Below are 24352 nucleotides of genomic sequence, written 5' to 3'. Positions count from 1 at the left end.
AAAACATGCTGGACACTTTACTAATAAATATCGGTCAATTACTAACAATGGATCAAGAAGATGGCTTGTTAAGACGGGAAGCGATGAACACGCTTCCTGTTATTGAAAACGGTGCGGTTGGAATTGAAAACGGCGTGATTACTTTCGTTGGAACAGCGGAAGAAGCAAAAGGACTTCAGGCGAAAGAAGTTATCGATTGCGGCGGGAAAATGGTTTCTCCTGGTCTTGTTGATCCGCATACTCATCTTGTATTTGGTGGATCTCGTGAAAATGAAATCGCGTTAAAATTACAAGGAGTTCCATACTTAGAAATTTTAGAACAAGGTGGAGGTATTCTTTCGACGGTAAATGCAACGAAACAAGCATCGAAAGAAGAACTTGTTCAAAAAGCGAAATTCCATTTAGATCGTATGCTATCTTTCGGTGTGACAACTGTAGAAGCGAAGAGTGGTTACGGATTAGATGATGAGACAGAATGGAAACAATTGGAGGCAACTGCACAATTACAAAAAGAGCATGCAATAGATTTAGTTTCAACATTTTTAGGTGCTCATGCAGTTCCGAAAGAGTATAAAGGTAGATCGAAAGAATTTTTACAATGGATGTTAGATTTATTACCGGAAATGAAAGAGAAGAAATTAGCTGAGTTCGTTGATATTTTCTGTGAAACAGGTGTGTTCTCTGTAGAAGAGTCAAAAGAATTTTTATTAAAAGCGAAAGAGCTTGGATTTGATGTGAAAATTCATGCGGATGAAATCGACCCTCTTGGTGGTGCGGAAGCAGCGGCTGAAATCGGAGCAGCATCAGCGGATCATTTAGTTGGCGCTTCTGATAAAGGAATTGAAATGCTTGCAAACTCGAATACAGTCGCAACGTTATTACCAGGAACAACTTTCTATTTAAATAAAGAAAGTTTTGCTCGCGGGCGTAAAATGATCGATGAAGGTGTTGCGGTTGCGTTAGCTACAGACTTTAATCCAGGTAGCTGTCCAACTGAAAACATTCAGCTTATTATGAGTATTGCGATGTTAAAGCTGAAAATGACACCAGAAGAAGTTTGGAATGCTGTAACAGTTAACTCAGCTTATGCAATTAATCGTGGTGATGTAGCTGGGAAAATTAGAGTTGGTCGTAAGGCAGATTTAGTTTTATGGGATGCTTATAATTATGCTTATGTACCGTACCATTACGGTGTAAGTCATGTAAATACAGTATGGAAAAATGGTAATATCGCATATACAAGAGGTGAAAAATCGTGGAGCACGGCCACTATTTAAAGAAAAATGCAAAGTTTATTGATCGTGAAGTAACGAAATGGAGTGATATGATTAGAGATTGGGAAGAGGGAGAGGAAATCTTCGGATCTGCATTAATTGGAGTGCCACTTTCTAAACCATCTATTAGTCATTCGGGTGCATGTTTTGCACCAAAAACGATTCGTGCAATGCTAGATGCATATAGCACATACGCGATTACAGAAGAGCACGACATGAAAGAAAGTGTCTTATATGATTGCGGTGATATTACGATGCATGTTACAGATATAAAAGAAAATCATAATCGAATTGCGAAAACACTTGGTCATTTGACGAAAGTGAACCCGAAAATGACACCGATTGTTCTTGGTGGTGACCATTCTATTAGTTTTCCAAGTATAAGTGGTTTTGCAACGAGTAAAGGAAAAATCGGTATTATTCAATTTGATGCCCACCATGATTTACGTAATTTAGATGATGGTGGTCCATCAAATGGTACACCGTTCCGTAGTCTACTAGAAAATGATGTCATTACGGGAAAACAACTCGTTCAAATTGGAATTCGCAATTTTTCAAATGCACGAGCATACCATGAATATGCAAAAGAGCATGGCGTGACAGTGTATACAATGAAAGATGTAAGAGAAAGAGAAATAAAAGATATTATGGCGGAAAGTATTGAAATACTACGTAAACAAGGTGTAACTGCCATATATGTTTCTCTTGATATGGATGTATTAGACCAAGCGTTTGCGCCAGGTTGTCCAGCAATTGGCCCTGGAGGAATGGATAGCGCAACTTTACTTGATGCGATTGAATTACTTGGCAGAGAACCCCTCGTTCAAGGAATGGATATAGTAGAAATTGATCCAACTCTTGATTTTAGGGATATGACGAGTAGAGTAGCGGCACAAGTTATTATGAGCTTTCTATTAGCACGAGAAACGATTAGTAAGCAGGTTAGTATATAAGCGAAGGATCGTGTGTGTGAAGTTTTGAAGTAAACGTTTTTGTCTTTCATGTTACGCATTATATAAAGATACATCATTACTTATATGTAGTGATGTATTTTTTATTTTATAAGGCATATAAACTTGGAGGGGATGGGCGTGAAAAGGTAACAAAATTGCGGGTTTTTTAGTGTTTTTGTAAAGCTTGAATTTTTCTATATAAATAAATTGACATAGAAAATAATTTTGTGATATTATAAAAATTTTGCTAAAAAAATAAATGTGTGTTAAGATTGAGAAGGTTACCATATATGGAGGTGGATTATTTGTTTCAAATTGGCGATAACATCGTTTATCCAATGCACGGAGCAGGTATAATTAAAGCCATAGAAGAAAAGGAAATCTCAGGAGAAAAACAACAGTATTATGTCATAAAAATGTCGGCTAGTAATATGGAAGTAATGATTCCTATGGGGAAAATATTGAGTTCAAATATACGACCAGTTACGGATATAAAGGCATTAACAAACATAATAGATATTTTTCAACATGGAGAATCAGACAGATTACTGACGTGGAAACAAAGGTATAAATTGAATACAGATAAAATAAAAACGGGTAAAATACAAGAAGGTGCTGAAGTTGTACGTGATTTATTACGTATGCAGAAAGAAAAAGCACTTAATGCAAGCGAAAAGAAAATGTTAGATAACGCACATGAATTTTTGATTAGTGAACTGGGATTAATTGAAGGTATCACAGAAAATCAAATAAAAAGCTTTTGTTAAGGTTCATTACAAATAATATATTACATCCCAAAAAAGATCTTGAATTTTTTGGGAATATAATTATAGAAAATCAATCATTTCAAAGACATTCAACTCTTTCAAACCACTTTTAAAGCATTAACCTCGTTTGTTATGACTACAATTTAATCCATTTTTATTTTTTAATTTCTTTTACGAATGTTCGAAGTTTAATTCAATACTTCGATAAAATAGTTACTTAATTTTTGCAATCCTGATTCACACTGGCACGGACAAGGAGCCGTAAGGATGAAAGAGAGGTAGGGCTTTCATTGTTTTAGGTATATAAGTTTTTATTTTTAGAAGAATACTGAGCCACTCTCATTTCTATTGTTAAGAGATTTTCCATATGTGAGGAGATAATAATTGTTTAATTTCTTTATGTAAAAGAGATAAACGAATTGTTAGCCTTATATGGTCAACTTAAAAAGGTTTCCTAACTAGGAAACCTTTTTAATTTTTGTTTTTATCATTCTGTTTGTTTAATATTCGAATGTTTAATGGTAAAGACGTATAAATTGACGTTACTATCTAAAAGTAAGTATGATGCGATTATAGTTAGAGTTTTTTAGGGGGAAGAAAAATGACAAGTTCAAATAATAAAGCGGCAAGTATTTATGAAGGAACAAATATAAACACTTGGGGATCTTTTGAAAATATTGAAGAAACAAAGTTGTTTGATCCGATTCAAATTGGATCTTGGTCTCTTCGTAATCGTATAGCAATGGCACCGATGACGAGATGTTTCGCTGATAATGAGACTGGTGTAGTTGGTGCTGATGTAGTCGAATACTATAGAAAACGTGCTGCTGATGGATTGGGATTAATTATTACAGAAGGAATTGTTATTAGTCCGAGAGCAAAAGGGAATCCAGGAGTACCAGGTATTTATACACAAGCGCAAGTTGATTCTTGGAAACCTGTTACAGAGGCAGTACATAAAGAAGGCGGGACTATTATTGCTCAAATATGGCATGTCGGACGTATGAGTCATCATGAAATAATTGGTGGTCAAATGCCGCAAGCGCCGTCAGCAATTGCGGCAGAAGGAAATGTTCCACGTTTTCGTAAACCGTTTGATACACCAGAAGCAATGACAATGGAAGAAATAAAAGAAGTTATCGGTCAATATGCGCAAGCTGCAAAAAACGCAATCGAAGCTGGATTTGATGGAGTAGAAATTCACGGTGCACACGGATATTTAATTGATCAATTTACTTATGAATTTGCAAATAAGCGCACAGATAAATATGGTGGTGACTTAAAGCAAAGGTTAACGTTTATGAAAGAAGTAACGGAGGCTGTAATAGAAGCGGTTGGAGCTGATAAAACACTTCTTCGCTTCTCTGCCTTTAAAGGTGATAATCCTGCGTATATGTGGGAAAATCCAGAACTTGCGATTGAAACGTTTGTAAATATGTTTAAAGAAATTGGATTAACGATGATTCACCCTTCAACGATGAATTATACGCAAGTTATTGCTGACGGAAAGAATTTTCATCAATTAGTAAGAAAATATTGGGATGGTATTATTGTTGGGGTGGGGAATTTGAATCCGAAAGAGGCAGAAGAAGCATTGCAAGAAGGAACAATTAATGTAGCGGCGTTCGGAAGACCGTTAATCGCTAACCCAGATTTTGTTCAGCGAATTAAAAATGCTGAAAGTTTAGTTGAATATGATGCGAAAGAGCATCTTGTTACATTAGTGTGAATAAAGATAAAAGGAGAACACATCGAGTGTTCTCCTTTTATTATGGAATTTCATAGGAGGAAGCGGGATGAGTGAAACGCTACTCGTTATTATTAGTATATTACTATTTTTGATGTTACTTTTAATTGTCTTTTTTATCATTACATTTTTTATTAAAAAACGGACGCATCACTCTATATTAAAACTGCATCCATACTTAGGGAGGATGCGCTATCTACTTGAAAAGATAGGACCAGAATTTCGGCAATATTGGTTTGATCATGATACGGATGGAAAGCCTTTTTCACGTTACGATTTTCAAAGTGTTATGTTTCTAGCGAAATATCGCTCTGAAATACTTGGTTTTGGGTCGAAACGAGATTTTGATGCATCTGGCTATTATATTGCTAATACATTGTTTCCGATATTAACAGATGAATTAAGTGTGAATCTCACGCGAGAACGAGAGGGAAAAAAGTATGTGATTCATAAAGAGGGGTTATTTTCAAGAAACGAGAAATTGACAGCGGATAAAACGAGTCTTTGGTTATATGAAGAAGACGATGCAATTATAGTCGGTGAAAATCGTAAATACCCATGGAAACTACATGGTATGTTCGGTGCATCTGCGACTTCTTACGGTGCGATTGGAGAAAATTATATTTTATCAACTGGGTTTGGTGCAAAAATGGCAGGTGGATCGTGGATTAATACTGGAGAAGGAGGCGTAATTCCAGAACATTTACATACAGGTGCAAATATTATTGCGCAAATTGGTCCGGGGTTATTTGGATACCGTGATGAGGACGGTAATTTTTCAATGAAAGAATTTATTAAAAAAGCAAAAGAAAGTAACATTAAAGCGTTTGAATTGAAATTTGGGCAAGGTGCAAAAATACGTGGTGGTCATCTAGAAGGACAGAAAGTAAATGAGAAAATCGCTTCCGTTCGGAAAGTACGAGAAGGGGAAACGATTAATTCGCCGAATCGTTTTTCATTTATTAGTAGTGCGGCAGAGGCTTTATATTTCATTCAAGATTTGCAAGAAAACGGTGGTAAGCCAGTGGGCATGAAAATTGTAGTTGGTCAGCAGGAGCCTTTGGAAGATTTATTGAAAACAATGAAAGAATTAAACATCTATCCAGATTTTATTACAATCGACGGTTCAGAAGGTGGATCAGGGGCAACATATAAATCGATGGCAGATAGTATGGGGCTTCCGCTTATACCGGCACTAATTACATTTATTGATACAGCAAATTATTACGGTGTCAGGGATAAATTCAAAGTGTTTGCCTCCGGAAAATTAATCACACCAGATAAAGTGGCAATTGCTTTAGCTATTGGGGCGGACGCTGTAAATTCAGCACGCGGATTTATGATGGCGAGCGGTTGTATTATGGCGCTTCAATGTAATTCAGGACAATGTCCATCAGGCGTTGCAACTACGAATCCGCATTACCAAAAAGCGTTAGATCCGTATGAGAAGAAATGGAGGGTAATGAACTATATTATTAGCATGAGATATAGTTTGTTTTCATTAGCGGCAGCAGCGGGAGAAAAGAGCCCACGCCATTTAACGAGAGAGCATATTGTGTTTAAAGATGAGGTGGGGAGAGTAGTTCCACTTTCGGAATTGTTTCCTTCCGTAATTGGGAAGTAAATATGTAGCTGAACAAAAAATGAGTAAAAAGTCATACATTTGTATGGCTTTTTTGATTATGGGAAAAACGGAAATTTATTACATGAATGTTCCCGCTTGTCGGTTTCTCTTTTTCAAACAAATTATTTGATGGGGATTAGTTATCAGAATATTGTTTTTGATAAAAAAATGAAACGGTGTACGCATTGACAATAAAAATTAATTAGACTATAATAAATCTCGAATTCAAGATATTTTTGAAGGGTAATCAAAATCATAAAATCAATATTTTAAATAATGTTAAATTAATAATAAGAAATGTAGTTTTTTTGTATTTTATCTCGAATTCGAGATAAAATACGGGCGGGATGAAATGTGTTAGTTTTTTAGAGAGACATCGAAAATGGAGATAAAATAGCATTGCGGATTGAACTTTATCATATGGACAAAATGAATAATGAATTTTAGTAAATAAACGTTTTTTCTAATGAAATAAAAAGGGGCGTGGAGAAAATGGAAAAGAAGACGACGGGAATTCACCATATTACAGCAATCGTAGGTCATCCACAAGAAAATGTAGATTTTTATGCAGGTGTATTAGGATTGCGTTTAGTAAAACAAACAGTGAATTTTGATGATCCAGGTACGTATCACCTTTACTTTGGAAATGAAGGAGGAAAACCAGGAACTATTATTACATTTTTTCCATGGGCAGGTGCAGAGCAAGGTATTATTGGAGATGGTCAAGTAGGGATAACTTCTTACGTTGTACCTAAAGGTGCTATGGAATTTTGGGAAAAGAGATTGGAGAAGTTCAATATTTCTTATACAAAAATGACTCGCTTTGGAGAAAAGTATTTGGAATTTGATGATCCACATGGTTTGCATTTAGAGTTAGTTGAAAGAGAAGAAGGCGAATTAAATACTTGGAGTTTTGGAGAAGTTACGTCAGAAGTAGCTATTAAAGGATTTGGTGGTGCGGTTCTTTTATCGGCACAACCTCAAAAAACTGCCGAATTGTTAGAACATGTAATGGGACTTGAAAAAGTTGGAGAAGAGGGGGAGTTTGTACGGTTCCGTTCTTCAGCTGAACTTGGAAATGTAATTGATTTAAAGATACATTCTATTGGACGCGGGCAAATGGGTGTTGGAACGGTTCACCATATTGCATGGAGAGCTATTGATGATGTCGATCAATTAGACTGGAAAGAGCATGTGTCTCGCTTTGGATATGGCGTAACTCCTGTGCAAGATCGAAATTATTTTAATGCAATTTATTTTAGAGAACATGGCGAAATCTTATTTGAAATTGCAACAGATCCTCCTGGTTTCACTCATGATGAACCTTTAGAGACGATGGGTGAGGTATTAAAATTACCAGAGCGATATGATCAGCATAGAAACCAGATTGAACAAGGGCTATTACCAATTGAAGTAAGAGAATTAGACTAATTATATAAGTAATTGAAAGGGGAGAAAAAATGATGAAACATATTTTTCAAAAAGGAAAAGATGAGTCAAAACCAACGCTATTATTGCTTCATGGTACGGGAGGAAATGAATTAGATTTATTACCGCTTGCAGAAAGAATTGATCGGGAAGCTTCTGTATTAAGTGTTCGTGGAAATGTATTAGAAAATGGGATGCCGCGTTTCTTCCGTCGATTAGCAGAAGGTATTTTTGATGAAGAGGATCTTGTTTTCCGTACGAAGGAATTAAATGAATTTTTAAATGAAGCAGCAAAAACATATGAATTTGATAGAGATAATATCGTTGCTGTTGGGTATTCAAATGGAGCAAATATTGCAGCGAGTTTATTATTCCATTATGAAAATGCATTAAAAGGTGCAATTCTTCATCATCCAATGGTCCCAAGAAGAGGGATAGAACTTCCTAATTTAGTAGAGAAAGCAGTGTTTATTGCTGCTGGAACAAATGATCCAATTTGTTCACCTTCTGAGTCAGAGGAATTGAAGATGCTATTAGAAAATGCAAATGCTAATGTAACAATACATTGGGAAAATAGAGGACATCAATTAACGATGAATGAAGTAGAGAAGGCAACAGAATGGTATGAAAAAATGTTTTCACATGCATAAATAGTAGACTAAATCGAGTGTAAAATCATAAAGATTTTATACTCGATTTTTTGTTGCAATTTAAGGGGTTAAAAGATAATAGGGAATTTATGTTAAAATATAAAGGGAAGTAAAGAGGTTCCTGTTTTGTTAATGAGCAGGAGTGTCGATTATTCTAATAATGGGGGAAACTATTAGATGGCAAACTACGAAAATGAAGAAATGCTAACGGGAGGGAATGTCTCAAACGTATATCGTTCGGAAGATACTGTTCGACGAGAATTAAAGCAAGGCAGTACCAAAATTCATAAGCTATTAAATCATTTGGAAAACAAAGGTTTTAGTTATGCACCAAAGTTTTTAGGTATTGATGATAAAGATAGAGAGATATTATCATTTATTGAAGGGAAAGCTGGTAATTATCCTTTAAAAGAGTACATGTGGTCTAATGATGTATTAAAAGAAATAGCGAAGATACTCCGTCTTTATCATGATGCTGTGAGTGATTTTCCTTTATCAGATGATTGGAAACCGATGGATAATACTCCAAATAAAATAGAGGTTGTATGCCACAATGATTTTGCAATATATAACATTATTTTTAATAACGAAAAACCAGTAGGTATTATTGATTTTGATGTTGCTGGTCCTGGACCAAGACTTTGGGACATAGCCTATACTCTTTACACTTGTGTCCCATTAAGTAGAGTTTATTATACGGAAACAGGTGAGGCAGTTTATTATAATTCATTACAGCATGCGGACCGTATAAAACAAAGGGTTAAATTGTTTTTTGAGTCCTATAAAAGTGAGGGTATGAACGAGAATTATTTGGAGATGGTACTTCTACGATTAGAAGGATTGTGTAAATACATGAAAAGAAAAGCAAAAGAAGGAGATATGAACTTCCAAAAAATGATAGATGAAGGACACCTTGAACATTATGAAAACGATATTAAATTCATTCGTGAACATGGAAGAGAGTGGATGTGATGGAATATGTTGTATAAAAAAGCTCAGAGTCATATAGGGACTTTGAGCTTTTTAGCGTATTAGTGTAGATGTTTTCCACGATAACTGAACTACTTATAACATCTTGTAGATGCCTTTTACTTATAGTTACGAGTTTGTTACAGGCTGAGATATAGCAATTGGTAATTGGATATCGACAGTTGTTCCTATGTTTAATTCACTTGAAATGAATAATTTTCCGTGATGCTCTTGAATGATTTTATAGCACATCATTAAGCCGAGACCAGTTCCTTTTTCTTTCAAGCTATAAAAAGGTTCGCCAAGACGAGCCATGCGCTCTTCAGGAATCCCACACCCTTCATCGATAATGCGTATTGAAACAAAATCATTTTCTAACGAAGTTGTTTGAATGAATATGTTACCACCATCAGGCATCGCCTCAATCGCATTTTTTAATATGTTAATAAAAACTTGTTTTAATTGATTACTGTCACATTGAATGTCAGAAATATAATCGAAATGGTCCATAATGATATGAACGCTATGCATAATTGCTGTTGGTAAAATAAAAGTTACAACTTCTTCAATTAATGTTTGTACGTTGCATGTGTGAATAGATAACACTTGTGGTTTAGACATCGCCATAAACTGGCTTGTTATAGATTCCATTTGTGAAATTTCACTCAGCATAACGTCCACATACCATTTATTTTCCTCATTTATTTCTGGATGTAATAATGTTAAAAATCCTTTTAATGAAGTGAGCGGGTTTCTGATTTCATGTGCAATTCCAGCTGTCAGTTGTCCTACTACTGCAAGCTTTTCGGATTTTCGTAATAACTTTTCAGTTTCTTTTAGTTCGGTAACGTCCCTTCCCATCACTATAAGACCTTTGCGTGAGCCATCAGGGTGGAAGAGTGGGACTTTTGAAATACTTAAAACTAGGTCGAAATCATCTCTATGTATAATGAATTCCTCTCCGTGAAGAATTTGTCCTTTTTGCCATGTTAGTTCATCGACTTCTTCACAATGTAAAAAAGCTTCTCGGTACGCTTCATTATATTGAATGAGTTCATTATCTCTTTTTCCATGATAAGGAACGTTATGGAAATTGAAACAAGAAAGTGCATAGTCATTCGCTTCAAGCCAGCGTCCTTCATGATCCTTAAAAATAACAAACGCAGGCATTGAATTCATTAATGTGCGTAATCGTTTCTCACTCTCCTGTAATACTTTCTCAATTCTTTCTGATTTTTCAAGGGGTTTCATAATGGCATATACACCTGTTAAACGGTTTTCAACAAAAATAGGAACTAATTTTGTTACGGCATCTAGTAAATATCCGTCTTTATGATAAATAGGGACGATATACTCTTTCTGATTGTCAGCTGCAGTATTTTTTATGTATTGTAGCACTTGATCAGAAATATGTGCTTCTAAAATAGAAGTGATTGTTTTTCGCTCCAATTCGTTAGAAGTATAACCTAATATTCTTTCAGCAGAGGGGTTAATATGTACAATAACTCCTTCTAAATTCAATGAAATAATACTATCAGGGTTATGTTCAAAAAGAGATGCATACATTTCTGCTAAAGAACGATTTTGTATATGGTTTCGCAGGCGTCCCGATACGTTTGGGTGACGCTTTTTTTGAGTAGATGAATATTTTTTACGACTCATAATATTTCCTCCGTACAACTGGCATCTAAAAAAGATGAATCTAATAATAACTATAATATAGGTTTGATGTATATTTCTATAAAAAATGGGAATTACCGAATAAAATTTATTTTCTTGATTTTGGTAAGCGCTATAAAATAAGTAATAAGAGAAGCTTATATTGTTTTATTGATTTTTTGTAAGTTACAGAGATGCGTTTTCGTTATAACATTAGAATAGAAGAGGGGGAAGGAATATGAAAAATTATATTCAAGGAATCGATCATGTACAAGTAGCTGCGCCCGTAGGATGTGAAGAAGAAGCGCGAGAATTTTATGGTAATAAAATTGGTATGGAGGAAATCCCAAAGCCAGAGGAGTTAAAGAAGCGTGGTGGGTGTTGGTTTAAGTGTGGGAATCAAGAAATCCATATTGGTGTGGAGCAAAACTTTAATCCAGCTAAAAAAGCGCATCCAGCTTTTTATGTTTTGAAAATTGATGAATTTAAACAAGAGTTGATAAAGCAAGGTGTTGAAGTAATAGATGATAATGCACGACCAGATGTGATTAGATTTTACGTGTCAGATCCGTTTGGAAATCGAATTGAATTCATGGAAAATAAAAACTAGGTGAAGGTCCACCCAGTTTTTTACGCTTTTCTAAACAATCCTAATACTTCAACAGTCTCCGTAATATTAACGAATGCATGAGGATCAATTTCGGAAATCGTTAGTTTCATACTTGCTAACTCTTCACGAGAAACGACTGTCATAAGTACACGTTTTTTCTCGTTTGAATAAGCACCTTCACCATCAAGTAACGTAATTCCGCGTACTACAGTTGAAAGAAGCTTTTTTTTCATTTCTTCCGCTTGATTTGTTACAATCATAAGTGTAACTTTGCGATGTTTTGTATGAACGGCATCAATTACTTTACCAGTTACATAAATTGAAAGTAAGCTTGTAAGGGCAACATCCCAAGTGAAGAAAAATCCTGCAATGACAACAACAACTGTATTTAATGCAATAAGGAATCCACCAAGTTTAATATCTCGCTTGCGAGATAACAACATACCGATAATATCAAATCCACCAGTTGAACCATGGCAATTAAAGACAAGACCAATACCAGCTCCGGCGATGACACCGCCAAATACAGATGATAAAAGTGGATCTGTTGCTACGATTTTTACTGGAACGTAGTATAATGCAACAGATAATACAATTACAGAGACAACAGTGTTAAAAATTACTTTTTTTCCAAGACCTATGTATCCTAAAATAAGGATAGGTAAGTTTAATACGAAGTTAATAATACCTGTGTTTACAGGGGTTACAATCCCTAAAATAATAGCAATTCCGCCAATTCCACTACTTAAAATTTTGTGGGGGATAAGGAAAAGATTAAAGGCAATCGCAATAATAAAAGAACCAATAATAACACCAAGAAATCTGAGCATCTCTTTCCCGTCCTTCACTAAAAAATTCATATTATTTCAAGATTATATATGATATTGAAAGTTTTGGGTGAAAACAGTTTATTTTGGAAAATTAGATTAATCTAAATAGTTTGAGTTTTTAAAAAATAAGGAGGGGATACAGATATGAAGATAGCAATGTACCAACAGAAGAGTCCTTTAAAACAAGAATGTGAGGATTCATTTTTTTGTAATGAAGATAAAATGATTTACGGTGTATGTGATGGAGCAACACCGCTCGTTCCGTTTTGTGATGAAGAAGGACATAATGGAGCATACATCGCTTCACATGTATTTGCAAGTCATTTTACTTCGTTACGGGAGATTAATGGTTTACAAGGTGAAGTTGCAAAGGCGAATGAATTATTGCAAAACAAGATGCTGGAGTACAAGGTTGATACGAGAAAAAAAGACCATCTGTGGTGTACATGTATTGCGACAGTTCAAATAGATGGTGAGAAAATTGAATATGCGCAGCTAGGGGACTGTATGATCGTCGTAATCCTTCGAAATGGAACGATTCAAGTATTAACGAAAGACACAGTTAATGGAATTAGTAAACGAGCAAAAAAGAAGAGGGAAGAAGATCGTAAAAAAGGTTTATCTGTACCAGAAGAACACGTTTTTCAAGATGTTCGGAAGCAGTTAAAATACAATCGCTATCTTGCAAATATGCCAAACGGCTACTCAGTTGCAAATGGGATGAAAGAAGCAATGAATTATTTACAACATGGGGAATTACATGTAGTTGACGTAAGGGGAATCTTTATTTGTTCGGACGGATTGTTCCATCCAGAGTGGTCGTTAGAACAAATTGTGATATATATAAGAAAGAATAGTATAAAAGAATATGTAGCAATCATTGAAAGGCTAGAAGGAGAAAATAGAATAAGACCAGATGATAAAACAGTAATTATGATCGATTTTTAAGAGGAGGATGTTCATATGGAAATTAAATGTGCAAATTTAACATTTCAAGATGAGTTAGTTCCTTTAGAAAAAGTGAATAAACTGATTATCCACCATACGTCAGAAGATGGATGGGATGTGTATAAAACTCATGAATTTCATCAAAAGGTAAGAGGATGGAGCGGGATTGGTTACAATTATTTTATTGATGAAGATGGAACTGTAGTCGAAGGGCGAGGTTTACATATTGGAGCACATGCGAAAGATAATAATAGTGATACAATTGGAATATGTATGATGGGAAATTTTGATAAATATGATCCAACTACTGCACAAATGAATTCATTATATTCTTTATGTAAAATGTTTATGAAGCAGTTTGCCATAGAGAAAGGAAATATACTCGGCCATAGGGAGTTAGAAGGGGTTACAAAAACTTGTCCAGGAAATCGCTTTTCTATGGTAGAGTTAAGAAAAGTATTATCTTAAATATAGAGGAGTAACTCATGATGATGAACATAAAAATACCGACTGATAAAAAAGAAGGGCTTGTAGCACAAATTCAGCAATTTTTCGTTGAAGAAGATTTAGATGAGATTGGACGTTTTCAAGCAGAACGTTTAATAGAAGAAATGATTAAATTAGTAGGACCATTTGCATACAATCAAGCAATTGGAGATGCAAGAAAACTTGTAACTGAAAAGTTATCAAATATTGAAGAAGATTTATATGTGTTAGAGAAGAATGAGGGTAAATAAAAAAGAGCCAGATGGCTCTTTTTTATTTGTTTTCTTTATGTTTTTTATATTCATGTATTTTCTCTTTTACATTACCAACTGTATCTTTAGCAGTGCCTTTCACCTTATCCCATTTTCCTTCGGCTTGTAATTTATTATTGTCAGTTACTTTTCCGACAACTTCTTTTACTTCACCCTTTACCTTATCGATGGCACCTTCTACTTTTTCTTTTAAACCATGATCATGCTTTGTCATACATTTATCCTCCTTGTAGTTTGATTAGAATTCTCTTTTCATATTGCAAGTTGAATGATGTATCTAGTAATAGCGTAACAAATCCAGTTTGAATATTCAAATGATTAATAGAATAGAAAAGTAATTGTCATAAAGTGAAACTTTAATCAGTGGGGGTCTTACTGCCTGTTAATGCGGGATAAAATGTATAAGGTTGTAATGAGAAGAGAAAGAATGTTAATTACATGTCTTTCGCAGTCCATATTGATTTCGTATAAGCGATTTTCAAATGAGCGCGTTCCATATTATTTTGACTACCGCTACCAAATCGAGCTTGTCCAACTATTAAATTGCAATTTGATGCTATAGCTGTCTCAATTCGTTTCTGAATTAATGCGGTATGACAACCTTTACGTTGAAATTCTGGCAAAGTAGCAGAAGCAGCTAGTGAGGCGACACCTTTATTTATATAGAGTACCCCTATACTAGCTGGAGTATTGTTAACTTCGGCTATGAAAAAATGCCACCCTGGCTGATTATAAAGAATTTCATTATTCTGACGAACGCCATCTTTTGTAAATGAAGGCATATTAAACCCCTGAACATAAATATTTGCAAAAGTATGAAATTCATTTTCTTTCAGTTTGCGTACTGAAATGTTAGAAGGGGGAAGCGAAAAATTTTGTCTCGGTATGCTATATAAAGCGGTATGAAAGTTAGACTGGTAAAAGCCTTTTTGAGATAAATATTGAAATAATTCAGATGTGCCTTGCGCTGGTGTAATTTCAAAACGGCAAGGAATTTGTAGTGATTGATAATAAGCGATGATTTCATCTATCTCATCTGTATTTGTAAATGTAATGCCCTTTACTGTGTTAAAAGCAGGACCAGCAATTACTTTTGATGAAAAGGCAGTAGCACTCCCGAACTTTTTCATTTGTACTTGCATTGGATTTTCTGACATCGTTTGTAATGCCTTTAATCTAGAAGCTAGCATATCTATTTCTGCGTTTTCAATTTCACTTGCTGTATCGAGTGTCATAATAGTACTCATAAAATTCCTCCATAAAAGAATATAGTCGTAGTATATATACGATTTTTTTAATAGGATTCCTGTTGCAATGTAAGAGAATAAGAAGATTTTTGGAAGGGAAATGGAAGTGAACTGTCGAAGGGAGTAGAAACAGATTAAAGGTGGTGCTCTCATGAAACAGAAAGACGTGCAGGCATGCTCTAATTGCGGTTCTCATAACATAGGAGAAGGTGAGTTTGTCGGATATGCACAAATAAGGAAAAAGGAAACGATGTTTACATCATCTCCAGTAGATGCTTATATTTGTACGGATTGTGGCCATATTCTCTCATTAAAAGTACGGAATTATGAAAAGTTTAAACAAAAGCCGTTATGATTGATAAGAAGTGGTCGTATCCAACATTGTATACAGAAAATCTTATCTTAAGAAAAATTGATATGAGTGATATTTTACATATATTCGAGTATGCTTCGGATAATAAATTAACAACTTATACTGTATGGGATGAACATTGATCGTTAAATGATACGAAAAGTTTATTTATAAAATCGTGGAACGATATGAGAAAGAAAAAGTCGCTCCTCTTGGAATAGTATTAAAAGAGAGGCAGAAACTCATAGGGACATGTGGATTTATAAGTTATGATTCAACTATACATAAATCGGAAATTGCCTACGCCTTCTCGCGTAAATATTGAGGGAAAGGATTAGTTACGGAGGCTTCGTTAGTTGTTTTAGCTATGGTTTTAATGAGTTACATCTTAATAGCATTGGAGCGGGATGTGATTCGGAAAATAAAGAATATAGCAATCGATTCATTTTTAAACTAAAAAAGAAAGTAAGAAAAAAGGTAGATAGTTTATAAATAAGAGAAAAACATGTTTCGAATCGTTGTATTCAAAACATGTTTTTTATTGTTTGAATTATTTCCAAAGAAATAATTCAGAAAATACAGAAAAATGTCGTAATTATTTGTAGAAGTCTGTTATAATGAACAAAAATGAAAACGCTTTAAAGGGAGGATGTAAACAATATGATGATGAATGTACCTCTAACAATTAGTTCTATGATGGAAAGGGCAGAAAAACTATTCCCAAAGAAAGAAATCATTTCACGGACACATGATACAGTTACGACATTAACGTATAAGCAGCTAGGGGAAAGGACAAGAAGACTTTCAAGTGCGTTAAAAAAGCTTGGAATTAAAGAAGGCGAGCGCATAGGAACGTTAGCGTGGAATCATCATCGACATGTAGAAGCATATTTTGCTATTCCAGGTATTGCTTCCGTTTTACACACAATTAATATTCGTTTATCTCCCCAACATATTTCATACATTATTCAACATGCAGAAGATCGTATTTTACTTATTGATGAAGATCTTGTACCACTCATTGAGAATATCCAGTCTGAATTATCGACTGTACAAGCATATATTATTATGACTGATAAAGATGAGCTCCCGAAAACTACACTTCAGCCTGTATATCATTATGAGAAACTTTTAGAAGAAGGCGACCCAAATTTCCAGTTTGTTAAAGATATTGATGAAACTACACCTGCTGGTATGTGTTATACGTCAGCGACTACAGGAAATCCGAAAGGTGTTGTTTATACACATCGTAGTACAGTGTTGCACTGTATGGCGCTAGGGTTAGCAGATACGACAGCTTTATCGGAAAGTGATGCAGCAATGGCTATTGTGCCAATGTTTCATGTGAACGCTTGGGGACTTCCTTTTGCTGCTACTTGGTTTGGGGCAAAACAAGTTCTTCCGGGGCCGATGTTTACGCCGAAAATTTTATTAGAAATGATTCAAACTGAAAAAGTAACGATAGCTGCAGGTGTGCCGACAATTTGGCTCGGTGTTTTACAAGAGTTAGAAAATAATAGTTACGATTTATCTAGTATAACGAGATTACTATGCGGAGGCGCAGCTGCACCGAAAAGCGTTATTAAAGCGTTTGAGCAAAAATATAATGTTCCTTTCGTACATGCATATGGCATGACTGAAACGAGTCCACTCGTAACGCTTGCACGTCTAAAAAGCTATGAAACAGATTTGGCGTATGAAGAACAACTTGAGATAAGATCGAAGCAAGGATATCTTGTCCCTGGTGTAGAAATGAAAGTAGTCGGTACAAATGGTGAAGTGAAGTGGGATGGTACGGAGATGGGAGAACTATGTTTACGAGCTCCATGGATCGCTGAAAGCTATTATAACGATGATCGTACTGTCGAAGGATTCCGTGACGGTTGGTTATATACAGGAGATGTCGTTACAGTTGATGAGGAAGGCTGCGTAAAGATTGTTGATCGTACGAAGGATGTTATTAAAAGCGGTGGAGAATGGATTTCCTCAGTTGACCTTGAAAATGCTCTAATGGCACATGACGCTATATTTGAAGCGGCTGTCGTTGCAATTCCTCATCCGCAGTGGCAAGAGCGACCAGTTGCCTGCGTTGTTCAAAAGAAGAATAGTAATGTTACAAAAGAAGAACTATATGAATTTTTAAAACCACAGTTTGCGAAGTGGTGGTTACCGGACGATATTGTATTTATGGAGGAAATTCCGAAAACATCTGTTGGGAAGTTTTTAAAACAGGCGCTTAGGAAAGAACTTGAGCATTTGCATAAAGAGAAATAATTGAATCCCTTTTTGTAAACTTACGATAAAACTAAGTTGACAAAAAGTGAATTGAAAGATAATATAATTCTTGTAATATGTTATCTAAAATTAACTTTAAGTTTACAAATAGGAGAAGCAAACATGAATACAAAAAATTTAGTTTTCGTCGCTTTATTTAGTTCTATTATGGGAGTGCTAGGGTTAATACCTCCGATTGCTCTTTCTATTACACCAGTTCCGATTACTTTACAATCACTTGGAGTTATGCTTGCGGGTGGACTGTTAGGATCACGTCTTGGAGCACTAAGTCAGCTCATTTTCTTACTTATTGTAGGAGTTGGTGCACCATTACTTGCGGGTGGACGTGGTGGTCCAAGTGTATTTGTTGGGCCAAGTGCAGGATATTTACTTGGTTATATTGTAGGAGCATTTGTAATTGGTTATTTAATTGAGCGTTTACGTGAAGTTTCTATTATAAAAGTATTATGCATTAATATAATTGGTGGTATTTTCGTAGTTTATGTATTTGGTATCATTGTACAAGCTTTCGTAATGGATATTTCCGTATGGGAAACGATGAAAGTAAGTGTCGTATTTTTACCAGGTGATTGCATAAAAGCGATTATAGCAGCAATTCTCGTGACAAGATTACATCGTTCATTGAAACATATTATTACGCCTGCTTTGAAGAATAGAAAATATACAAATGCGGGATAAGAGAAAAGAAACACGCTAATTGCGTGTTTCTTTTTATTATTTTGTAAAGAAAGGACGTTTCATATGAGGATTACAAAAGAATACAAAAAGCATGCCTCTTTACAACCAAATAAAATAGCGATTAAGGAAAATGATAGAGTTTTAACATATAAAGAGTGGTTCGAGTCAGTTTGTAAAGTAGCAAACTGGTTGGATGAAAAAGAATCGAAGAATAAAACTATAGCAATTGTATTAGAAAATCGCATGGAGTTTTTACAACTATTTGCGGGTTCCGCAATGGCTGGATGGGTTTGTGTGCCGCTAGATATAAAATGGAAACGAGATGAACTTAAAGAAAAAATAGCGATTAGTAAACCTGAGATTATTGTGGCGGAGCAGTATAGGCTCAATGATATATCCTGCGAAGAAGGAAGGATTATTGAGATTGAAGAATGGAAAGAAATGATTGAGAACTATCTTCCTACATATCATCCTGTAGAAAATGTACAAAACGTTCCTTTTTATATGGGATTTACATCAGGATCGACTGGAAAAGCAAAAGCGTTTTTACGTGCCCAACAGTCATGGGTACATAGTTTTGATTGTAATGTATATGATTTTTATATGAAAAATACAGATTCTATTTTAATAGCTGGGACGCTTGTTCATTCTTTATTCTTATATGGAGCAATAAGTGCATTATTTTTAGGGCAAACGGTACACGTAATGAGAAAGTTTGTACCAGTTCAAGTACTATCTAGTATAAAGATAGAGAATATTTCTGTAATGTATACAGTTCCTACAATGCTTGAGTCTTTGTATAAAGAAAATAAAGTAATTGAAAGTGAAATGAAAATTATTTCGTCAGGAGCGAAATGGGAAGCTGAAGCGAAAGAAAAGATGAAGAATATGTTTCCTTATGCAAAAAGATATGAATTTTATGGTGCATCTGAGCTAAGCTTTGTAACGGCATTGGTCGATAAAGAGAGTGAAAGAAAGCCGAATTCAGTAGGGAAACCTTGTCATAATGTACAAGTTCGAATATGTAATGAAGTAGGAGAAGAAGTACAGGTAGGCGAGGTAGGAACTGTTTATGTAAAAAGTGATCAGTTTTTTATGGGCTATGTATCGGATGGAGCTATAATCCCGCAATTGTCCAAGGATGGTTGGATGACAGTGCAGGATGTGGGTTACCAAGATGAAGAAGGCTTTATATATATTGTTGGTAGAGAGAAGAACATGATTTTATTTGGAGGAATCAATATTTATCCAGAAGAGATAGAAAGTTTGTTATATACGCATCCAGCTGTTGAAGAAATTGTTGTAGTTGGTGTGAAAGATAATTATTGGGGTGAAAAGCCTGTCGCTATCGTAAAAGGAAGTGCTACGAAGCAACAATTAAAGAGTTTTTGCTTACAACGATTATCCTCTTTTAAAATACCGAAAGAATGGCATTTTGTTGATGAAATACCTTATACAAATAGCGGGAAGATTGCTCGTGTTGCAGCAAAAAATATGATTGAAAACCAGGAGAAGATATATGAATAGAGCGGTTATTGTGGAGGCGAAAAGAACACCCATCGGTAAGAAGAATGGGATGTTAAAAGATTATGAAGTTCAGCAATTAGTAGCGCCGCTTCTTACGTTTCTAAGTAAAGGAATTGAGAGAGAAATAGATGATGTCATATTAGGAAATGTCGTTGGACCAGGAGGTAACGTTGCAAGATTATCTGCTTTAGAAGCAGGGCTCGGTTATCATATACCTGGTGTAACGATTGATCGGCAATGCGGTGCTGGATTAGAAGCAATTCGCACTGCATGTCATCTTATCAGGGGTGAGGCAGGTAATTGCTATATCGCTGGGGGAGTAGAGAGTACAAGTACGTCACCTTTTCAAAATAGAGCGCGGTTTTCACCTGAAACAATTGGTGATCCTGATATGGGAGTAGCGGCTGAATATGTCGCGGAGCGTTATAACATAACGAGGGAAATGCAAGACGAGTACGCTTGTCTTAGTTATAGCCGGACATTACAAGCGTTAGAAAATGGATATATACAAGATGAAATATTATCACTTAATGGATTATTAGATGAATCTATTAAGCGAGAAATGAATTATGAAAGAATGATTAAGAGAACGAAACCTGTATTTTTACAAAATGGAACGGTAACAGCAGGGAATTCGTGTGGTGTAAACGACGGAGCATGTGCTGTTCTTATAATGGAAGAGGGGCAAGCTCGGAAATTAGGATATAAGCCTGTTCTTCGTTTCGTTCGTAGTGCTGTAGTTGGAGTGGATCCGAATCTTCCAGGGACTGGTCCGATATTTGCAGTGAATAAATTATTAAGTGAAATGAATTTAAAAGTAGAGGACATTGATTGTTTTGAAATAAATGAAGCATTTGCTTCGAAAATTGTGGCTTGTGCAAAGGAGTTACAAATTCCGTATGAAAAGTTAAATGTAAATGGTGGTGCAATAACACTAGGTCATCCGTACGGTGCGTCTGGAGCCATGCTTGTAACGCGCTTGTTTTATCAGGCGAAAAGAGAGTATATGAAATATGGAATTGCGACATTAGGAATTGGTGGTGGAATTGGGCTTGCTCTATTATTTGAAAAAGTAGAAGACTAGAAAGGTAACTAGTTTTCTACCTTTTGAGAAATATAGGCGTTGCTACCGGGCTTTGCTTTTATTTCGTTCCAAGCAGCGATTGCATCAGCTTTTGATGTTCCTTTGTTATTTGGATCTTCGAAAAAGTCGCGAGTAAAACGATTGTATTCAAATTGTATACCGATAGTTGTTTTATATGTGGGGTCTTTTTTACGTTCGTTTTCCTCATACCAAAACGTTATAGCGTTTTCATATGTTTTTCCGATATTCTCTTTAAAGAACTTTTGAAGAGCTACTGTAAAGCGGAAGTTTTCTCCAATTTTTTCTTTAAAAAAAGCACGTACATCTTCACTACAGCGGTGATTTTCAGTAATAATTGTTTGAAGAGAAAGCTCTTTATAAGAGAGGGAAGCTTTACTAACTTTTTGATGAGAACTGTTTTTTAATACTTTACCCGTAGTTAAATAATGTGAGATACGTCCGCTTATTTCGATTTTCGAGCCACTAGCTGGTAAATCGTGCTCACGACAAAATGTTTGTAGTTCAGCTTTTAACCAATAATAATTTTGGAAATCTTCGAGTGATATAGACTTTGTTAAAGGTGGACGCATGAATGTAACAACTTCTTTCTTCCATAATTTTCTTTAATTATAAAACGTATGTTCTTTTTATGGAAGGATTAATTTGTAAATATAATGGGGAGAGGAGATTGGATATGGAAAATGTAATGCAAGTTCGTGTTACGGAAATTTTAATTGAAGATGAAAAGGTGTTGCTAGTAAACCAAAAAGTTGCTAACCAAAATTGGTCTTTACCTGGAGGAAGAGTAGAGAACGGTGAACGTTAGAAGAAGTAATGATTCGAGAAATGAGAGAAGAAACGGGATTAGAAGTTAAGATTCAGAAGCTATTATATGTTTGTGATAAACCAGATACTCGCCCATCTTTATTACATATTACATTTTTACTTGAAAGGGTTGCAGGTGAAATTATGATTCCTTCTAATGAATTTGATTATAATCCGATTCATGATGTGCAAATGATACCGATCAAAGAATTAAGTCATCATGGTTTTTCGGAAATTTTTATAAAACTGGTAAATGAAGGGTTTGCAAATGCAGGGAGTTATCAAGGATTGAAACGAAATATTGGCCTGTAAATATAGAGGAAGGATAGCTATTAGCTATCCTTCACAAAAATGTTTTACACCGCTGATTGTAAAGAAGAAACAAGCTGATTTAAAAACTCATCTCCGCTCATAATCGCTTTCCCACCGCCGCGAGCACTCTGTTTATTTCCGCCACCTTTTCCTTCAATTGCAGGAAGAGCATCTTTTAAAAGAGCATTCATATCGAGCGTTACTGTTTTTCCGCAAGCGAGAATACATTGTAGTTTGTCATCATTTTCAATGACGAAATACGTAATTGCATGTTCTTGTTGTTCTGTAATGATAGCTGATAGTTTTGCAATTTCTTGCATAGAACGATTTGTAAATACTTTAGAAATGAGCATTCCAGCATGTATTTCTGCAGGCTGTTGTAATAGTTCATTTGCCTCTGTAAATAGTAATTTTTCACTCATTGTTTGTATTGCTTTTTCGTTTTCTTTTTGAGAGGTAAGAAGTTGTGCTACTTTTACTGGAATATCAGTTTCGCTACTGTTTAATTGTTTAGAAACATCTTTCATAATTTGTTGCTGTTGTCCCATTAATTTAAGTGTGCGCCATCCAGCGATAAACGTTAATCGTATACCACCTTTATTGCGCTCCCAACTAAGTACTTGAATAGGCCCTACTTCACCTGTACGTTTCGGATGCGTCCCGCCACAGCCGTTGTAGTCGTAATTTTCGATAATAACAACGCGAATATTTTCTGTCATAGTAGGTTCTTTACGAAGAGGTAATGCTTTCGCTTCTTCTAAGTTCATCCACTCTATACGAATTGGATGGTTTTCAAAAACAATGTTGTTGGCAATTTGCACTGCTTTTTCAACCGTTTCTGTAGGAAGATTTTCCGTTTCTAAATCAATTGTTACTATATCTTTTCCAAGATGGAATCCGATAGTGGGTATGTTAAAATGATCCCAAAAAGCAGCAGATAAAATGTGCTGAGCTGCATGTTGCTGCATATGATCAAAACGGCGCTCCCAATTAATTTTACCTTCTACTTCTTCTGTATGTAATTGTTCTGCAATGAAGTGGCGGATTTCTTCGTCGATTTCTTCAACATCAAATACAGCAATACCATTTAAAGTTCCAGTATCATGCGGCTGCCCACCACCCGTCGGATAAAAGGCAGTTTCATTTAAAACAACATATAAGTTACCATCTCCATCATAATCTTGCTTTATAATTTTAGTAGTAAAGTCTGTCTTATAAGCGTCAGTGTAATATAATTTGTGCTCCAAGTTTCTTTCCCCTTTCGTGTTCACTAGTTTTATTGTAAAGCAATCGAAATTAGTTTCCTAATATTTCAGAAGAAAGAAACTATTTTTAGAATTTTCTTGCTATAATAAGAAAAAGAAAATGCGGGGGTGGAATGAACATGTTATATGAAAACGGCGTAGATAAATTGCTTAGTTTAAGCAGAAATATTTCCGAATTATATCGAGAATTAAATGAAATGACCCGGATTTTAACGGATTGTAACCGTGAAAGTGTGAAGTTTGATCGGTTATATGTAAAAGAGTTACTTTGGAAGAAAGAAGATGTAATAGAGAAATATGATCAGCTACTTGTACAACTTTGCATTAATGAATGCTTTGATTTAAAAAGTGTCATTACAGGAGAATATAGGTATACATACGAAGAAGTAGAAAACATCGTTTTACAATTTAATGAAAAGTATAATGTTGCAATTTTAATTAAAGATGTTTGTAAAGAATTACAGTTTACATATGGAATTGATATGGACATAACGAGAACGGCTCGGGTATCAACAGCTCAAGTATAGAAAAAGGAAAAGAAAGCAGATCC

At 35.2% G+C, this 24352-nt stretch carries 25 protein-coding genes and 2 pseudogenes; 21 read left to right on the top strand and 6 right to left on the bottom strand.

Features of this window, described 5'->3' with window-relative positions; all coding sequences use genetic code 11:
- Positions 1–5: 5 nt before the first annotated feature.
- The 8 genes from hutI to QUF93_RS19425 all read left to right on the top strand — a co-directional run bounded on the left by hutI (position 6) and on the right by QUF93_RS19425 (position 9415).
- On the top strand, positions 6–1277 hold the full coding sequence (gene hutI, locus QUF93_RS19460; protein WP_002121461.1) for an imidazolonepropionase: 1272 nt from the start codon (positions 6–8) through the stop codon (positions 1275–1277).
- On the top strand, positions 1256–2227 hold the full coding sequence (gene hutG, locus QUF93_RS19455) for a formimidoylglutamase (RefSeq protein WP_289359880.1): 972 nt from the start codon (positions 1256–1258) through the stop codon (positions 2225–2227). Before hutI ends, hutG begins: the two co-directional genes overlap by 22 nt.
- Before the next feature lie 305 nt (positions 2228–2532).
- Positions 2533–2994 carry a CarD family transcriptional regulator gene (locus QUF93_RS19450; RefSeq protein ID WP_171903127.1) on the top strand — a complete coding sequence of 154 codons (462 nt, stop codon included), beginning with the start codon at positions 2533–2535 and terminating at the stop codon, positions 2992–2994.
- Between the two features lie 601 nt (positions 2995–3595).
- Positions 3596–4723, top strand: a complete 1128-nt coding sequence (locus QUF93_RS19445) for an alkene reductase (RefSeq protein WP_289359879.1) — start codon at positions 3596–3598, stop codon at positions 4721–4723.
- 67 nt (positions 4724–4790) lie between these two features.
- Complete coding sequence (locus QUF93_RS19440) at positions 4791–6365, top strand: FMN-binding glutamate synthase family protein (protein WP_289359878.1); 1575 nt, start codon at positions 4791–4793, stop codon at positions 6363–6365.
- Positions 6366–6857: 492 nt separating this feature from the next.
- Positions 6858–7796: a ring-cleaving dioxygenase gene (locus QUF93_RS19435; RefSeq protein WP_289359877.1), complete on the top strand. Its 939-nt coding sequence runs from the start codon at positions 6858–6860 to the stop codon at positions 7794–7796.
- A 32-nt stretch (positions 7797–7828) separates the two neighbouring features.
- Positions 7829–8443: an alpha/beta hydrolase gene (locus tag QUF93_RS19430; protein WP_289361000.1), complete on the top strand. Its 615-nt coding sequence runs from the start codon at positions 7829–7831 to the stop codon at positions 8441–8443.
- A 177-nt stretch (positions 8444–8620) separates the two neighbouring features.
- Positions 8621–9415, top strand: a complete 795-nt coding sequence (locus QUF93_RS19425; protein WP_212935105.1) for a phosphotransferase — start codon at positions 8621–8623, stop codon at positions 9413–9415.
- A 126-nt stretch (positions 9416–9541) separates the two neighbouring features.
- Here the strand turns inward: QUF93_RS19425 and QUF93_RS19420 are convergent, their stop codons facing one another.
- A complete protein-coding gene (locus QUF93_RS19420; RefSeq protein WP_002121441.1) occupies positions 9542–11074 on the bottom strand; it encodes a BA3702 family sensor histidine kinase in 1533 nt (510 codons plus the stop codon).
- 235 nt (positions 11075–11309) lie between these two features.
- Between QUF93_RS19420 and QUF93_RS19415 the strand changes: the two genes are divergently transcribed.
- Positions 11310–11681 carry a VOC family protein gene (locus tag QUF93_RS19415; protein WP_002121439.1) on the top strand — a complete coding sequence of 124 codons (372 nt, stop codon included), beginning with the start codon at positions 11310–11312 and terminating at the stop codon, positions 11679–11681.
- A gap of 20 nt (positions 11682–11701) precedes the next feature.
- On the opposite strand, the gene QUF93_RS19410 is transcribed toward QUF93_RS19415, so the two are convergent.
- On the bottom strand, positions 11702–12511 hold the full coding sequence (locus QUF93_RS19410; RefSeq protein WP_088059719.1) for a YitT family protein: 810 nt from the start codon (positions 12509–12511) through the stop codon (positions 11702–11704).
- 144 nt (positions 12512–12655) lie between these two features.
- On the opposite strand from QUF93_RS19410, the gene QUF93_RS19405 reads away from it, so the two are divergent.
- Genes QUF93_RS19405 through QUF93_RS19395 form a run of 3 tightly spaced genes read left to right on the top strand, consistent with a single transcriptional unit; the run spans position 12656 to position 14196 of the window.
- Entirely contained in the window at positions 12656–13459 is an 804-nt protein-coding gene (locus tag QUF93_RS19405; RefSeq protein ID WP_289359876.1) for a protein phosphatase 2C domain-containing protein, read from the top strand.
- A 15-nt stretch (positions 13460–13474) separates the two neighbouring features.
- Positions 13475–13927: a peptidoglycan recognition protein family protein gene (locus QUF93_RS19400; RefSeq protein WP_289359875.1), complete on the top strand. Its 453-nt coding sequence runs from the start codon at positions 13475–13477 to the stop codon at positions 13925–13927.
- 17 nt (positions 13928–13944) lie between these two features.
- Complete coding sequence (locus QUF93_RS19395; RefSeq protein ID WP_289359874.1) at positions 13945–14196, top strand: DUF2164 domain-containing protein; 252 nt, start codon at positions 13945–13947, stop codon at positions 14194–14196.
- 22 nt (positions 14197–14218) lie between these two features.
- Here QUF93_RS19395 and QUF93_RS19390 read toward each other — a convergent pair whose 3' ends face one another.
- Both QUF93_RS19390 and QUF93_RS19385 read right to left on the bottom strand, forming a co-directional pair.
- Positions 14219–14431, bottom strand: a complete 213-nt coding sequence (locus QUF93_RS19390) for a CsbD family protein (RefSeq protein WP_289359873.1) — start codon at positions 14429–14431, stop codon at positions 14219–14221.
- Positions 14432–14651: 220 nt separating this feature from the next.
- Entirely contained in the window at positions 14652–15464 is an 813-nt protein-coding gene (locus tag QUF93_RS19385; protein ID WP_289359872.1) for a GNAT family N-acetyltransferase, read from the bottom strand.
- Between the two features lie 151 nt (positions 15465–15615).
- On the opposite strand from QUF93_RS19385, the gene QUF93_RS19380 reads away from it, so the two are divergent.
- From QUF93_RS19380 to QUF93_RS19350, 7 genes and pseudogenes are all read left to right on the top strand, one after another.
- The gene (locus tag QUF93_RS19380) at positions 15616–15819 is read left to right on the top strand and encodes a hypothetical protein (RefSeq protein WP_002121420.1); all 204 of its coding nucleotides are present in this window, start codon (positions 15616–15618) and stop codon (positions 15817–15819) included.
- Positions 15816–15959 carry an alanine acetyltransferase gene (locus QUF93_RS29065; RefSeq protein ID WP_434476083.1) on the top strand — a complete coding sequence of 48 codons (144 nt, stop codon included), beginning with the start codon at positions 15816–15818 and terminating at the stop codon, positions 15957–15959. The genes QUF93_RS19380 and QUF93_RS29065 overlap by 4 nt, the downstream gene beginning before the upstream one ends.
- Positions 15960–16233: 274 nt before the next feature.
- A pseudogene (locus QUF93_RS19370) lies at positions 16234–16308 on the top strand (DNA-binding protein); the annotation flags it as partial.
- A 168-nt stretch (positions 16309–16476) separates the two neighbouring features.
- A complete protein-coding gene (locus tag QUF93_RS19365; RefSeq protein WP_289359871.1) occupies positions 16477–18090 on the top strand; it encodes a long-chain fatty acid--CoA ligase in 1614 nt (537 codons plus the stop codon).
- A gap of 123 nt (positions 18091–18213) precedes the next feature.
- Entirely contained in the window at positions 18214–18789 is a 576-nt protein-coding gene (locus QUF93_RS19360; protein ID WP_088059708.1) for a biotin transporter BioY, read from the top strand.
- A gap of 63 nt (positions 18790–18852) precedes the next feature.
- The gene (locus QUF93_RS19355) at positions 18853–20316 is read left to right on the top strand and encodes an acyl-CoA synthetase (RefSeq protein ID WP_289359870.1); all 1464 of its coding nucleotides are present in this window, start codon (positions 18853–18855) and stop codon (positions 20314–20316) included.
- Entirely contained in the window at positions 20309–21400 is a 1092-nt protein-coding gene (locus QUF93_RS19350) for an acetyl-CoA C-acyltransferase (protein WP_289359869.1), read from the top strand. The genes QUF93_RS19355 and QUF93_RS19350 overlap by 8 nt, the downstream gene beginning before the upstream one ends.
- 8 nt (positions 21401–21408) lie before the next feature.
- Here QUF93_RS19350 and QUF93_RS19345 read toward each other — a convergent pair whose 3' ends face one another.
- Positions 21409–21990, bottom strand: a complete 582-nt coding sequence (locus QUF93_RS19345; protein WP_289359868.1) for a DUF6434 domain-containing protein — start codon at positions 21988–21990, stop codon at positions 21409–21411.
- A gap of 104 nt (positions 21991–22094) precedes the next feature.
- Here QUF93_RS19345 and QUF93_RS19340 point away from each other — a divergent pair.
- Positions 22095–22537 (top strand): annotated as a pseudogene (locus QUF93_RS19340) (NUDIX domain-containing protein).
- Positions 22538–22581: 44 nt separating this feature from the next.
- Here QUF93_RS19340 and QUF93_RS19335 read toward each other — a convergent pair.
- On the bottom strand, positions 22582–23784 hold the full coding sequence (locus QUF93_RS19335) for an alanyl-tRNA editing protein (RefSeq protein WP_289359867.1): 1203 nt from the start codon (positions 23782–23784) through the stop codon (positions 22582–22584).
- A 137-nt stretch (positions 23785–23921) separates the two neighbouring features.
- Here QUF93_RS19335 and QUF93_RS19330 point away from each other — a divergent pair, with 137 nt between their 5' ends.
- On the top strand, positions 23922–24329 hold the full coding sequence (locus QUF93_RS19330; RefSeq protein ID WP_289359866.1) for a hypothetical protein: 408 nt from the start codon (positions 23922–23924) through the stop codon (positions 24327–24329).
- Positions 24330–24352 lie beyond the last annotated feature (23 nt).

Source organism: Bacillus hominis, from assembly GCF_030348325.1.
GTDB classification, from domain to species: domain Bacteria; phylum Bacillota; class Bacilli; order Bacillales; family Bacillaceae_G; genus Bacillus_A; species Bacillus_A hominis.
Note: the sequence above shows the minus strand (reverse complement) of the source record. Positions and strands in the feature narration are given on the sequence as shown.